11 protein-coding genes and 2 tRNA genes are annotated in these 14,018 nt (G+C 70.2%); 10 read left to right on the top strand and 3 right to left on the bottom strand.

The window, feature by feature from the left end; genetic code table 11:
- Positions 1-57 precede the first annotated feature (57 nt).
- The 5 genes from nadD (at position 58) to AB0959_RS08110 (ending at position 4,223) form a co-directional block, all read left to right on the top strand.
- Positions 58-768 carry a nicotinate-nucleotide adenylyltransferase gene (nadD, locus tag AB0959_RS08130; RefSeq protein WP_366825472.1) on the top strand — a complete coding sequence of 237 codons (711 nt, stop codon included), beginning with the start codon at positions 58-60 and terminating at the stop codon, positions 766-768.
- 16 nt (positions 769-784) lie between these two features.
- Entirely contained in the window at positions 785-2,686 is a 1,902-nt protein-coding gene (locus AB0959_RS08125; protein WP_366825470.1) for an LCP family protein, read from the top strand.
- Positions 2,687-2,822: 136 nt separating this feature from the next.
- A complete protein-coding gene (gene rsfS / locus AB0959_RS08120) occupies positions 2,823-3,269 on the top strand; it encodes a ribosome silencing factor (RefSeq protein ID WP_366825469.1) in 447 nt (148 codons plus the stop codon).
- Positions 3,266-3,940, top strand: coding sequence for a histidine phosphatase family protein (locus tag AB0959_RS08115; protein ID WP_366825468.1), 675 nt, complete (start codon positions 3,266-3,268; stop codon positions 3,938-3,940). The genes rsfS and AB0959_RS08115 overlap by 4 nt, the downstream gene beginning before the upstream one ends.
- Positions 3,941-4,150: 210 nt before the next feature.
- Positions 4,151-4,223: transfer RNA gene (locus AB0959_RS08110), tRNA-Ala, on the top strand.
- Between the two features lie 52 nt (positions 4,224-4,275).
- Here AB0959_RS08110 and AB0959_RS08105 read toward each other — a convergent pair.
- Positions 4,276-5,133, bottom strand: a complete 858-nt coding sequence (locus tag AB0959_RS08105) for a helix-turn-helix transcriptional regulator (RefSeq protein ID WP_366825467.1) — start codon at positions 5,131-5,133, stop codon at positions 4,276-4,278.
- 222 nt (positions 5,134-5,355) lie between these two features.
- Here AB0959_RS08105 and AB0959_RS08100 point away from each other — a divergent pair, with 222 nt between their 5' ends.
- The 4 genes from AB0959_RS08100 (at position 5,356) to AB0959_RS08085 (ending at position 7,415) form a co-directional block, all read left to right on the top strand.
- On the top strand, positions 5,356-6,720 hold the full coding sequence (locus AB0959_RS08100; RefSeq protein ID WP_366825466.1) for an MFS transporter: 1,365 nt from the start codon (positions 5,356-5,358) through the stop codon (positions 6,718-6,720).
- Between the two features lie 69 nt (positions 6,721-6,789).
- Positions 6,790-6,963 (top strand): hypothetical protein, encoded by a 174-nt coding sequence (locus tag AB0959_RS08095; protein ID WP_366825465.1) that lies wholly within the window; start codon positions 6,790-6,792, stop codon positions 6,961-6,963.
- A 3-nt stretch (positions 6,964-6,966) separates the two neighbouring features.
- Complete coding sequence (locus AB0959_RS08090) at positions 6,967-7,200, top strand: hypothetical protein (RefSeq protein ID WP_366825464.1); 234 nt, start codon at positions 6,967-6,969, stop codon at positions 7,198-7,200.
- Positions 7,201-7,342: 142 nt separating this feature from the next.
- Positions 7,343-7,415 (top strand) — tRNA-Ala (locus tag AB0959_RS08085).
- A gap of 127 nt (positions 7,416-7,542) precedes the next feature.
- Here AB0959_RS08085 and AB0959_RS08080 read toward each other — a convergent pair.
- Together AB0959_RS08080 and AB0959_RS08075 are read right to left on the bottom strand one after the other, a co-directional pair.
- Positions 7,543-9,165: an NADH-ubiquinone oxidoreductase-F iron-sulfur binding region domain-containing protein gene (locus AB0959_RS08080; protein WP_366825463.1), complete on the bottom strand. Its 1,623-nt coding sequence runs from the start codon at positions 9,163-9,165 to the stop codon at positions 7,543-7,545.
- A complete protein-coding gene (locus AB0959_RS08075) occupies positions 9,162-10,574 on the bottom strand; it encodes a cytochrome b/b6 domain-containing protein (protein ID WP_366825462.1) in 1,413 nt (470 codons plus the stop codon). Before AB0959_RS08075 ends, AB0959_RS08080 begins: the two co-directional genes overlap by 4 nt.
- Positions 10,575-10,997: 423 nt before the next feature.
- Between AB0959_RS08075 and leuS the strand changes: the two genes are divergently transcribed.
- Positions 10,998-13,886, top strand: a complete 2,889-nt coding sequence (gene leuS, locus AB0959_RS08070) for a leucine--tRNA ligase (protein ID WP_366825461.1) — start codon at positions 10,998-11,000, stop codon at positions 13,884-13,886.
- The last annotated feature ends 132 nt before the right edge of the window (positions 13,887-14,018 follow it).

The following is a 14,018-nucleotide window of genomic DNA, read 5'->3' as shown; positions in this document are numbered from 1 at the left end:
CCACTCAAAAGGACGTTCGACCGGAGCTCGTCGGCCGGGCCGGTAGGGTCTGCATGCATGGGAGAGCAGGAAATGCCTACCGGTCCCGAGCACACCAAGGCGAACGGTCCGGCGCACGAGACGGAGCACGACCCGGCGATAGGCCAGGTGCACGGCTCCGGAAACGGCCCGTCCGACCCGGGTCGGCGACGCCTCGGCGTCATGGGCGGAACGTTCGACCCGATCCACAACGGGCACCTCGTCGCCGCCCAGGAGGTCGCCGCCCAGTTCCACCTCGACGAGGTGGTGTTCGTACCCACCGGCGAGCCGTGGCAGAAGTCCCACCGCGCGGTCTCCCCGGCGGAGGACCGCTACCTGATGACGGTCATCGCGACCGCCGAGAACCCGCAGTTCTCGGTCAGCCGCATCGACATCGACCGAGGCGGCCCCACCTACACCACGGACACCCTGCGCGAGCTGCGGGCGCTCAACCCCGACACGGACCTCTTCTTCATCACCGGCGCCGACGCGCTGGGCCAGATCCTCACCTGGCGTGACACGGACGAGTTGTTCTCCCTCGCGCACTTCATCGGCGTCACCCGGCCCGGCCACACCCTGGCCGACCCGGGCCTGCCCGCGGGCGGAGTCTCGTTGGTCGAGGTTCCGGCGCTGGCCATCTCGTCCACAGACTGCCGTGCGAGGGTCGCGAAGGGCGATCCCGTCTGGTATCTGGTGCCGGACGGTGTGGTGCGCTACATCGACAAGCGTGAGCTGTACCGCGGCGAGTGAGCCGAGAGGGGCACCGGTGAACGACCGATACGACGCTGGCTACGGGGGCGACCAGTACGAACTCGTCGGCTACGACGAGTTCGGGCAGCCTGTGTACCGGCAGGTGCCCGCCCAGCACTCCCCGCAGGGACCCCCGCAGGGGTACGACCCCTACGGCACGCAACCCCAGCAGCAGTCGCAGCAGCAGCCCCAGGGCTACGGCTACGACCCGTACGCGACCGGCGGCGGGCAAGCCCCCCAGTCGTACGACACGGGCCCGCAACAGCCGGTGGCCTCCTACGACACGAGTCAGCACACGAGTCAACAGCCGTCCGCCTTCTACGACCCGTACGGGAGTGCTCCCGCCGGCGGGGCGGCGGGCGGCGGCTCCGGCTACGACCCGTACGACCCCTACGGGCAGGCCTCCGGCACCGGCCGGCAGTCGCGGGCCACCGGCCAACAGCCCCATACCGCCGAGCAGACCGCCTACATCCCGCACCAGACGCGGCCCACCGGGGCGCCGGGGGACAGGGGGGCGCACCCGGGTGACGGGGCCGCCGATGCCCCGGCCACCGACGGCCGGTCTCAGGACCACCCCGTCGGCCCCTCGGGCGAACGGACCGGTGACCGTGACCCCCACGGCGACGAACGGGACTACCGCACCGAGCAGTTCGCCTTCGTCGAGGAGCCCGACGGCAACTCCGAAGACGTCATCGACTGGCTGAAGTTCACGGAGAACCGCACCGAACGCCGCGAGGAGGCCCGGCGCCGGGCCCGCAGCCGGATCGTCGCCCTGGTGGTGACCTTCGCCCTGGTCGCCGTCGGCGGTGTCGGCTACCTCTGGTACGCGGGCAAACTGCCCGGGACGTCCTCGGAGGACAAGGCGGGCACCACGACCGCCGCGGGCGCCCAGAAGCGCGACGTGCTCGTCGTCCACCTGCACAACACCGCCAAGGGCGGCACCTCCACGGCACTGCTCGTGAACAACACCACCACCAAGCGGGGCGCCACCGTCCTGCTGCCCAACTCCCTCGCCCTGACCGATGACGACGGCAACACCACCACCCTTGCCAAGTCCGTCGACGACGACGGTTCCTCCGGAACCCGGGACGCCCTCGACACCGTCCTGGGCACCAACATCGAGGGCAGTTGGCGCCTGGACACCCCGTACCTGAACAACCTCGTCGAACTCGTCGGCAACATCGACGTCGACACCAACGCCACCGTGCCCGACCCCGGCGCCAAGAAGAAGGGCGAGGCGCCCCTGGTCAGCAAGGGAAAGGCGCAGACCCTCAGCGGCAAGATGGCCGTCGCGTACGCCACCTACCGCGCCCCCGGCGAGCCCCAGAACGCCCAGCTGGAGCGGTTCGGACAGGTCATGCAGGGCGTGCTGCGCAAACTGTCCTCCGACCCGCAGGCCGCCACGACCACCGTGCAGACGCTGGCCCAGATCCTCGATCCGCCGCTGACCGACAAGGACCTCGGCACCTTCCTCGCGGGGCTCGCCGACCGGGCCAAGGGCGGCGACTACGAGACGGACCTGATGCCGGTCCAGCAGGACGGCACCCTGAGCACGCAGGCCTCCGACAAGGTGGTCAAGGACGTCCTCGGCGGCGCGGCGAAGAGCCCCGACGCGGGCGACTCCGTCCGGGTCGGCATCCGGAACGCCACCGGCGCCAAGGACGCCACCGAGCAGGCCCGTGTGGCCCTGCTCAACGGCGGCTACACCTTCTTCGACGCAGGCACCTCCCCCGCGGCCCAGGCCGCCTCCCAGGTCACGTATGCCGACGCCGCCAGCAAGGACGACGCCGTCGAGGTGGCCAAGACCCTGGGCCTGCCCACCAGCTCCGTCAAGAAGGGCGGGACCACGTCCAACGCCGACGTCTCGGTCGTCCTCGGCCAGAACTACAAGGTGACCGCCTCGGGCTCCTCGGGATGACCGGAGGCCCGGTCGATCACCCGGCCGACCGGGTGATCGACTGGGTGGACGTTAACCCGTGGGGTGCGCTCGCCGGTCCGTGAGACCCTTGGGGTAGCCCTTGAGGGTTCACTGACCGTCGACCGAAAGCCTTGTAGTGACCGCTACCGACCGCGCTCTCGAACTCGTCAACACCGCCGCCCAGGCGGCCGCCGACAAGCTCGCGCACGACATCATCGCCTACGACGTGAGCGACGTCCTCGCCATCACGGACGCCTTCCTGCTCGCCTCCGCACCCAACGACCGCCAGGTCAAGTCGATCGTCGACGAGATCGAGGAGCGGCTGAACAAGGAGCTGGACGCCAAGCCCGTACGCCGCGAGGGCGACCGCGAAGCCCGCTGGGTACTCCTCGACTACGTCGACATCGTGGTGCACGTCCAGCACAGCGAGGAGCGCGTCTTCTACGCCCTGGAGCGGCTCTGGAAGGACTGCCCCGAGCTGGAACTGCCGGCCGACGCCAAGGCCACCCGCGGCAAGGCCGAGGAGCACGCCAGGGTGCTGGCCGCCGAGGAGGCGGCCGATCTCGGCGGGGAACTGCGATGACCGCAGCCCCCGGCACGGAGGCGGCCGACCGGAAGGTGCGCGGTCGCCGCGTCATCCTCTGGAGGCACGGCCAGACCTCCTGGAACCTGGAGCGCCGCTTCCAGGGCACCACGGACATCGAGCTCACCGAGACCGGTCTCGGTCAGGCTCGCCGCGCCGCCCGGCTGCTCGCCTCCCTGAAACCGGACGCGATCGTTGCCTCCGACCTCAGCCGCGCCGCCACCACGGCCGCCGAGCTGGCCCTGCTCACCGGCCTCGACGTGACGCACGACGAGGCGCTGCGCGAGACCTACGCGGGCGTCTGGCAGGGGCTGACGCACGAGGAGATCATCGAGCGGCACGGCGAGGAGTACGCCGCGTGGAAGCGCGGTGAGCCGGTCCGCCGAGGCGGCGGCGAACTGGAGACCGAGGTCGCCGACCGGGCCGCCCCGGTGGTGCTGCGGCACGCCGACAAGCTGCCCGCGGACGGCACCCTCGTGGTGGCCAGCCACGGTGGCACCATCCGCACCACCATCGGACGTCTCATCGGCCTGGAGCCCCACCACTGGGAGAGCCTCGGCGGCCTCTCCAACTGCTGCTGGTCCGTCCTCGGCGAGGGCGCCCGCGGCTGGCGCCTGCTCGAGCACAACGCCGGCACGCTTCCGGAGCCGGTGCTCGGCGACGACGACTGACGCCCCCGGCGGAGCGGCCGCAGGACGACCGGCGCGCTCCGCGGGGACGGCGGAGGCGGTCTCCGGTACCGGCTCACCGGGCCACCTTCCGGCCGGTCCGGTGAGCCCCGGGAGCGGATTTCACTTTCCGGCTGGTCGCAGGCTAGAGTTCTTCTTGTTCGCCCCGCCGAGCGGAGCGAAACACCACACGGCTTCGCCGCGTGACCGCAAGGGGCTATAGCTCAGTTGGTAGAGCGCCTGCATGGCATGCAGGAGGTCAGGAGTTCAATTCTCCTTAGCTCCACAGATCGACACTCTTCAGTTGTCAAGGATCAGTACCGAAGGTCCCGTTCCCGTCAGGGGAGCGGGATTTTTCGTGCGCTGCGCCATGTCTCCATCAGTGCCACCTTCTCCCGCGTGTCCTCGTCCGCCGGTGTGTAGGTGACGATCCGGCACTCCGGCATCCCGTCGATCGACAGTGACAGCGAGGACATCCGCAGCTCGCCCACCGCATCGTGCCGGAAGGTCTTCACCCGCCGGCCCGGCGGCGAGACGTCTCCGCTCGCCCACAACTCGGAGAAGTACGGGCTGGCGGCGGACAGTCGGCGTATGAAGTCCTCCCAGGCCGCCTCGCCCACGTGTCTGCCGTAGGCGGACCGCAGCGTGGCCACCATCACCGGCAGCTCCTTGTCCCGGTCCACCACCGGGCACCGGCCCTCGGACACGGTGAACAGCGTCGACAGGACATTGGGCACGCCGGTTCTGACCGTCGGGCGTATGAGAAACAGCTGCCGGTAGGCCGGGTTGGTGGCGAGGATGTCGTACCGCGAGTTGTAGACCACGGCCGGTTGCGGGTCGAGGGCGTCGAGGATGCCCTGCACCTCCGGGCCGACGGTCTGGGCGAGCGCCTCCGGGCCGGGCTCGTACGGCACCTCGGCCAGGTGGTACAGATGCTCGCGCTCCGGGCGGTCCAGGCGCAGGGTGCGCGCCACCGCGTCCAGGACCTGCGGCGAGGCGTTGATCGGCCGTCCCTGTTCCAGCCAGGTGTACCAGGTGACGCCCACGCCGGAGAGCTGCGCGACCTCCTCGCGGCGCAGACCGGGCGTGCGCCGTCTCATGCCCGGAGGCATCCCCACGTCCGCCGGTGTCACCCGGGCCCGCCTGCTGCGCAGGAAGGAGGCCAGCTCCGGCCTGCGGCGCTGTGCTGTCGCCATCGCTCCACATCCCCCCGTCTCATCGTCGGTCCGTGCGCCGCTCGCTGCCAGGTGCTGTCAGTACCAGCATCGGCGGGCTCTCGGCACCCGTATCCGGCCGTCGTCAGGCTTCTCCGCATGACGACGACAACCCCCGCGGGCCCAAGTCCCGCAGCCGGTCCACGTCCTGGAACAAGTAAAGACCCCGGCACTGACAATGGGCCCCGACGGCTCCTCGCGGTCGTGCTCGCCGCCCAGTTCATGGCCCTGCTCGACGTGTTCATCGTGAACGTCGCGGTGCCCACGATCGGTACCGAACTCCACGCGTCCGGCGCCGCCTTGCAGCTGGTGGTCGCCGGGTACTCCATCACGTACGCCGTCCTGCTGATCACCGGCGCCCGGCTCGGCGACCAACTGGGCCACCGGCGGGTCCACCTGGGCGGGCTCGCCCTGTTCACGGCCGCCTCGCTGGCCTGCGGACTCGCCCAGGGCACGGGCGAGTTGATCGCCTTCCGCCTGGTGCAGGGAGCCGGCTCCGCCGTGATGATCCCGCAGGTGCTCAGCCTGATCCAGCGCCACTTCACCGGCGAGGCCCGGGTCCGGGCGCTCGGCGCGTACTCCGCCGTCGTCGCGAGCGGCGCCGCAGCGGGTCAGGTACTCGGCGGAGTCCTGGTCAGCGCCGACCTGTTCGGCACGGGCTGGCGTCCCGTGTTCCTCGTGAACGTGCCCGTCGGCATCGTGATCCTGGTCCTCGGCAGCCGCGTCCTGCCGAAGGACGACATACGGGCCCCCGAGCGCTCGCGCGCCCTCGACGTGCCCGGTCTCGTGCTGCTGGCCGCGGCCGTCTCGCTGCTCACGGTGCCGCTCGTGCTCGGGCAGGAGGAGGACTGGCCGCTGTGGTCCTGGCTGTCGCTGGCCGCGGCCGCGGTGTTCTTCACCTTGTTCTGCCTGTACGAGTCCCGGCTCGCCCGGCGCGGGGGAGCCCCGCTGATCGCGCCACGCGTGCTGCGCCACCCCGGCATCGGACTCGCCGTGTTCCGGATCATGGCGGTGATGGCCGTCAACGCGGGCTTCCTGTTCACCCTCACTCTGCACATCCAGGGCGGACTCGGCTACAGCGCGCTGCGCGCCGGGCTGACCTTCGCGCCGACCGCGGTGGTCTTCGGGCTGGTGGGCCTGACGTGGCGACGCTGGCCGGCCTCCTGGCAGAGCGCCCTGATCCCGTGCGGCTTCGCCCTCACCGCGGTGTCCATGGCCGCCGTGGGCCTGGTGCTGCGGAACGGGGACGACGGCGGTGGGTGGCTGTACGCGGCGTTCGCGGGCGTGGGCGTCGGCCTCGCGCTCGGCTTCAGCCCCACCCTCACCAAGGCGCTCGCCACGGTGCGTCCCGAGGACGCGGCGGACGCCAGCGGTCTGCTCGCGACGGTCACCCAGCTCGGCCAGCTGATCGGAGTCGCGGCCTTCGGCGCACTCTTCTTGAACCGGCTTGAGTCACTCGGGGCCCCCGGGTCGTATACCTCTGCGGACGCCCTTCTCGCATGCATGTGCGCACTGGCCGGGACGGCATTTCTGGGTGCTGTGTCCGGACTGGTACGAAGGCGTCGCTGACCGTATTGGTCCGGCCGTGGCAGAATCAAACGGCCGGAAGGGGGCGCGGCCCGACGGGAGGGAGAAGCGATGCCTGGGAGCATCCGCGGAGAGGTCGGCGACCTCTCCGCGACGGCGGTGCCACGGAAGAAGACCACCCTCCTGAACTGCCCTTCCTGCGGCTCACTCCAGGTCGCCCAAGTCCTCGGTGACAACGGGGGGATCTCCTACGTGTGCACGACCTGCGGCCACAGCTGGAGCTGATCAATGGGTGCACACAGGAGGAAATGCGACTGGTGCGGCAGCGGTACGCCGATTGTCCGCGACATGGAACCCGTCAACCACGACTACCAGTACTGGTGCGAGGAATGCGCGCGGGCGCTGATCATAAAAGGCGACCCGATCGAGGTGTACCGCGAGCTGGAGGGTGAGCCGATCTATGGCCGGCTCCTCGAGGAGCACTGCACCCTCAAGCGGTTCTACTCGTTCGTGACGGCCTGAGAGGACATCAGCGAACGTATCCGGACAGAACGGAAACGATTTGGTGGTGCACCCAGAGGACCGTGTAATGTTGGCGTCGCCGCCGGGGAAACCGGGCGACGGAGTCGGAATCAGGCTCCGCCGCAAGGCCGCAAGGCCGCAAGGGGCTATAGCTCAGTTGGTAGAGCGCCTGCATGGCATGCAGGAGGTCAGGAGTTCAATTCTCCTTAGCTCCACAGAAGAGATCCCGTCCGATCGGTTCGATCGGACGGGATCTTTGGTTTCCACGGGCTCTTTCACGTTGTAAGGGGGTCACCGCGACGCGGTGACCCCCTTACAACTCTGATGCCCCTTAGGACGTGCTCAGCGGCCGCTGCCCAGGGCGCGGCGGCCGCGGCCCTGCGAGAGGACCGGCAGGTTGTTGCGGGACGGCGCGGAGCCGCGCGTGTCCTCCTCGATGCGCAGCGCGAGCGCCGGGCAACGGCGCACCGCGCGGAGCGCCTTCTGCTCGGCGTAGCGGGGCACCGCCGCCTGAGCGACGGTCGGGAAGCCGTCGGCGCCCAGTTCGAAGACCTCCGGGAGGATGTCCGCGCACAGGCCGTGGCCACGGCACAGGGTCCAGTCGACGAAGATCTTCTGACGGCTGGAGCCGCCCTCCTCCTCGGCCGCCGCGCCCCCGGGGATGCCCGTCGGGGCCCTGCCGCCCTCGAAGAGCGGCAGAACGCCCTCCACGGGTCTTCCGCAGCCGTTTCCGAGGACATGGGCCGCCAGGTCGTCCGTGAACGCCTTGATGGTCGACTCCAGGAACATCGCGGAGCCGTCAGGGTGCGAACACGCGCCGCGCCGCTTCACGTTCTTGGCGACCTGCTTGAGGGCCTCCAGCGCGGCAGGGCCGCCGCCGTTGAGGATGTCCTCCATACCGCGTGCGGCGGCCGGCAGGCCGAGGTAGCAGGGGCCGCACTGCCCCGCGCTCTCCTCGGCCAGCCACTTCGCCACCTGCAGCGACTCGCCCAGCGGGCACGTCTCCTGGGTGATCGGGAGGATCGCGCCCGCGCCGAGCGCACCTCCCACCGCGTCCAGGGAGTTGCGCGAGACGACCGCCTCGTTGACCGTCGCCGCGTCGATCCACTTGCCGTGGTAGCCGCCCGTCAGCACGCCCTGCGGGACCGGCGGGGCGCCGGCGAGCTGCAGGACGTAGCGCAGCGGCACACCCGTCGGCGCCTCGATCACCATGGGGCGCGCGACCGCGCCGGAGACCGTGAGCATCACGGTGCCCGGCTCGTCGTACAGGCCGGTGTTGCCGTAGCGCTCGGAGCCGATGCGTGCGGCGATCGCGAGCTGGGCGAACGTCTCGGCGTTGGACAGCAGCGTGGGCGCGCCCCCGACACCGCTGCGCGACGCGCTGGTCTTGCGGCCCGGCGGGATGGCCGGGCCCCCGTCGATGGAGCGGATCAGCGAGGCCGCGGCGCCGGTGACCATCCGCACCGGGTTGCGCTGCACGCTCGCGCGGATGGCCGCACCGCGCCGGTTGCTCAGGCCGCGCTCGGAGAGGGCGGCCTCCATCGAGCGCTGGGTGGATTCACGTGTCACCCCGACGACGAGCTGACGGGCGCCCAGGGCCTCGGCGACCAGGAGGGCGCCGTCCAGGATGAGGTGCGGGGCACGGTTGATCAGCACCGTGTCCTTGCGGCAGGCGGGCTCGTCCTCGCTTCCGTTGACGACCACCACCGGCCGGATGCCGCGTTTGATCGCCGACTCGGCGACCGAACGCAGCTTCTTGTGGAAGGGGAAGCCGGCGCCGCCGCGCCCCTTCAGGTTGATCCGCTCGGAGAGCTGGGCGAGCTGCTCGCCGCCCATCGGTTCGAGCGGACCGTGCACCTTGAGGTGCATGGGGAGATCGAGTCTCTCGACGAGGTCGAAACCCGAGGTGAGCTGTGGCAGCCCCACCACACGGACTTCGGGGACGTCGGGAAGGGCCTCGTTCACTTATAGCCTCCGGAAGGCGCGTTCCAGGGTTCGCCTGAACCCGGCGCCTCGTAGTCGTAGGCACCGGGGAGCGTTTCAGTGGCGGGACCGCTGTTGTACGTGTCGTTCGTGTTGTACGTGCCGTAGGGGGCGTTCGTCTCAGCCGTTCCGTAGGAAGTTTCGGGGGCCTGCTGGTACGCCTGGCCCGGGTACGCCTGACCTGCGAAGGTCTGGCCCGCGAACGTGTCCTGCATCGGGTCGTACGCCGACGGGGGTGCCTCACCGACCGGCGGCGGGGACGGGGCCGGCCAGCGGGTGCCCGTGGTGGAGCCCTCGTCGTAGCGCGGCATGGCCTCGGTGGGCTGCATGTCCATCGGCATGTCCATCGGCATGTCCATGCGCTGGGTCGGCTGGGCCGTCAGCGGGTCCTGCTGCGCGCGCGGGGAGGCCGACACAGCACGGTAGGCGGCCGCGAAGCCGGGGCCGGCGTCCGGTGCGTCGGCGCGCGAGGCGGACTCGTAGAAGTTCGGCGACGGCGTCCGCGGCGGCGGCACCATCGTGTCCTCCAGGGGGCTGGCGCCGCGCGAGCCCATGCCGGGCAGCGGCGAGTCGCCTCCCCGGCCGCGGCCGGGGTCCTGGCCGAAGCCGCGGCCTGCGTCCTGGCCGAAGCCGGCTCCTCCGGCCATCGTGGCCTCGGCCATCCGGGCGCGGCTCATGTCCAGTTCCTCGCGGCCCGACGGTGTGTCGGTGCCCAGGATGGCGACGATCCGGTCGGCCACCCGGCGCTTGAACGGGCGGGGGGCCGCGCGCAGCATCAGGGCGCCGGCGACGCCGGCGAGGCACAGGCTGTAGAGGATGGTGAAGACCGGCTTCGCTTCGCGACCCGCGTAGAGTCCGTGGACCAGCGCGAAGCACCAGGCCGGGTAGGCCAGCATGTGGAACACCCGCCAGCGCGCCGCGACCTCTGCCCGGGCCATGAAGGCGCTGCGGAGCGCGCCGGTGATGGCCGTGGTGATCATGAGCAGGCCGGCGATCGAGCCGAAGGCGATGAGGATCGCGGTGCCCGTGAAACCGAGGCTGAAGGGGATGAGCGCGGCGTAGAACGGTGCGTGCTCCAGCACGATCTTCACTGTGACGTGCAGCAGCAGGAAGGCGACCGAGGCGATCGCGGTCGTACGGTGCACGGCCTGGGCGAGGATGCGCTGGCGCGTGTTGAGGAACAGCCGGTCGCTGGCGACCAGGCCCCAGATCACCGAGCAGGAGAGCGAGACCAGCGACAGCACACCGGCGCCGAAGTCGAGGAACTCACGGACTGCGTCACCTCCGGCCAGCACGATCACGGGTATCAGCAGCAGAGCGGCAGCGGTCGCAGCCCCGGTGGCCGAGCGGCCCGTCCTGGGGAGCGAGCTGTTACTACTACGAGGGTTCATGGGGGCAACTCCGAACGGTTCGGGAAAGCGGTCCCGTGACTCGACTGTAAGTGGAGCCAAACCGAGCGGTACGAGGTTTGAGTTATTGGCTTGTTATCAAGGGGCAATCTCACACTTGTGATGCACCTTAGTAACCGTTACGCGAAGTAACTTCTGAACATTGTTCAACTTTTTTGGCCGGTTCCTGTGGCCGAAGGGCGGCCCCCGTGCGAACCGGAACCTCGTCGCGGCGCGCTCGGCGGCTGCGGTACCCTGACGCCATGCGTGCCGTACGCCTTCTGCTTAGCGGGCCGCGCTGACCAGTCCCGACCATCGGCGAACCGTGGTCGGAGTCGGCGCGGCGTCCCCTCCTGTGCGAGGGGATTTTTCGTTTCTTGAACGTCACAGTCGCTGGCAGAGACGATCGATGGAGCTTTGAGGATCATGAGCGAGACGAACCCCGCTGCCGCCGCCGAGGCTGCGGCGCCGCACCGCTACACGGCCGCCGTCGCGGCCGAGATCGAGGCACGCTGGCAGGACTTCTGGGACGCCGACGGCACGTACGAGGCGCCCAACCAGAGCGGCGACCTGGCGGGCGACCCGGAGCAGGCCGCCAAGCCCAAGAAGTTCATCATGGACATGTTCCCGTACCCCTCCGGTGCGGGCCTGCACGTCGGTCACCCCCTCGGCTACATCGCCACCGACGTCTTCGCCCGGTTCCAGCGGATGACCGGTCACAACGTCCTGCACACCCTGGGTTTCGACGCCTTCGGTCTGCCCGCCGAGCAGTACGCCGTGCAGACCGGCACGCACCCGCGCGTGTCCACCGAGGCCAACATCGAGAACATGAAGATCCAGCTGCGCCGGCTGGGCCTGGGCCACGACAAGCGCCGGTCGTTCGCCACGATCGACCCGGACTACTACAAGTGGACCCAGTGGATCTTCCTGCAGATCTTCAACTCCTGGTACGACGGCGAGGCGAGGAAGGCCCGCCCGATCTCCGAGCTGGTCGCCGAGTTCGAGTCCGGTGAGCGCGCCGTACCGGGACACACGCGCGCGTGGAGCGAGCTGAGCGCCACCGAGCGGGCCGACGTCCTGGGCGAGTTCCGCCTGGCGTACGCCTCCGACGCCCCCGTCAACTGGTGCCCCGGCCTGGGCACCGTGCTGGCCAACGAGGAGGTCACCGCGGACGGCCGCTCCGAGCGCGGCAACTTCCCCGTCTTCAAGGCCAAGCTGCGCCAGTGGAACATGCGCATCACCGCGTACGCCGACCGGCTGCTGGACGACCTGGAGGCGCTGGACTGGCCCGAGGCCATCAAGCTGCAGCAGCGCAACTGGATCGGCCGCAGCGAGGGCGCCCGCGTCGACTTCCCCGTGGACGGCGAGCGCATCACCGTCTTCACCACGCGCCCTGACACCCTGTTCGGCGCGACCTACATGGTGCTGGCGCCCGAGCACCCGCTGGTCGAGAAGTTCACCGCGGACGCCTGGCCCGAGGGCACGCACCAGGTGTGGACCGGCGGGCACGCGACCCCGGCCGAGGCCGTCGCCGCGTACCGCGCGCAGGCCGCCTCCAAGTCGGACGTGGAGCGGCAGGCCGAGGCCAAGGACAAGACCGGCGTCTTCATCGGCGCGTACGCCACCAACCCGGTCAACGGCGAGCAGGTTCCCGTCTTCATCGCCGACTACGTGCTGATGGGCTACGGGACCGGCGCCATCATGGCCGTCCCGGCGGGCGATCAGCGCGACTTCGAGTTCGCGCGCGCCTTCGAGCTGCCGATCCAGTGCATCGTCGAGCCCACCGACGGTCGCGGCACGGACACATCGACCTGGGACGACGCCTTCGGGTCGTACGACGCGAAGATCATCAACTCCTCCAACGACGAGGTCTCGCTGGACGGCCTGGGGGTCGTCGAGGCCAAGGCCCGCATCACCGAGTGGCTGGAGCACCGGGGCGTCGGCGAGGGAACCGTCAACTTCCGGCTGCGTGACTGGCTGTTCAGCCGCCAGCGCTACTGGGGCGAGCCCTTCCCGATCGTCTACGACGAGGACGGCATCGCCCACGCGCTGCCCGAGTCGATGCTGCCGCTGGAGCTGCCGGAGGTCGAGGACTACTCGCCGCGCACCTTCGACCCGGACGACGCGGACACCGAGCCCGAGACGCCCCTGTCGCGCAACGAGGAATGGGTCAACGTCACCCTGGACCTGGGCGACGGGCGCGGCCCGCGCGCGTACCGCCGCGAGACCAACACCATGCCCAACTGGGCCGGTTCCTGCTGGTACGAGCTGCGCTACCTGGACCCCCACAACAGCGAGAAGCTGGTCGACCCGGCCGTCGAGCAGTACTGGATGGGGCCGCGCGAGGGCATGCCGCATGGTGGCGTCGACCTGTACGTCGGCGGCGCCGAACACGCCGTGCTGCACCTGCTGTACGCGCGCTTCTGGTCCAAGGTCCTGTACGACCTGGGGCACGTCTCGTCGGCCGAGCCGTTCCACAGGCTGTTCAACCAGGGCATGATCCAGGCGTACGTCTACCGCGACAGCCGCGGCATCGCCGTACCGGCCGCCGAGGTGGAGGAGCGCGACGGCGCGTACTACTACCAGGGCGAGAAGGTCACCCGCCTGCTGGGCAAGATGGGCAAGTCCCTGAAGAACGCCGTCACCCCGGACGAGATCTGCGCCGAGTACGGGGCGGACACCCTGCGCCTGTACGAGATGGCGATGGGCCCGCTGGACGTGTCGCGGCCGTGGGACACGCGCGCGGTGGTGGGCCAGTTCCGGCTGCTGCAGCGGCTGTGGCGCAACGTCGTGGACGAGGCGACCGGCGAGGTCACCGTCGCCGACGTCGAGGACGCCGACATCGACGTGGAGACCCTGCGGGCGCTGCACAAGGCCATCGACGGCGTACGCCAGGACCTGGAGGGCCTGCGGTTCAACACCGCGATCGCCAAGGTCACCGAGCTGAACAACCACCTGACCAAGGCGGGCGGTGCGGTACCGCGGTCCGTCGCCGAGCCGCTGGTGCTGCTGGTCGCGCCGCTGGCCCCGCACATCGCCGAGGAGCTGTGGCGCAAGCTGGGCCGCACCGACTCGGTCGTCCACCAGGACTTCCCGGTCGCCGACCCGGCGTACGTCGTCGACGAGACCGTGACCTGCGTCGTGCAGATCAAGGGCAAGGTCAAGGCACGCCTGGAGGTGCCGCCGTCGATCTCCGAGGACGAGCTGGAGAAGGTGGCGCTGACCGACGAGAAGGTCGTCGCCGCGCTGGGCGGTGCGGGGATCCGCAAGGTGATCGTGAGGGCGCCGAAGCTGGTGAACATCGTCACGGCGTGACAGCCGCTGCGGCGGGGTGACCGGCTCGGCTGGCGGGCTCGGGGTGATCCCTTACGGGCAGGTTCGGGGTTCTGCAGGAACTCCGGGCCTGCCTGTTGCGTTTACCGTGGAAGAACAGCGCAGAAGCTGCCG

It is taken from the genome of Streptomyces sp. NPDC046862, from assembly GCF_040704615.1.
Lineage (GTDB): Bacteria > Actinomycetota > Actinomycetes > Streptomycetales > Streptomycetaceae > Streptomyces.
The sequence above is the reverse complement of the archived record's forward strand: the minus strand, read 5'-3'. Positions and strand labels throughout refer to the sequence as shown.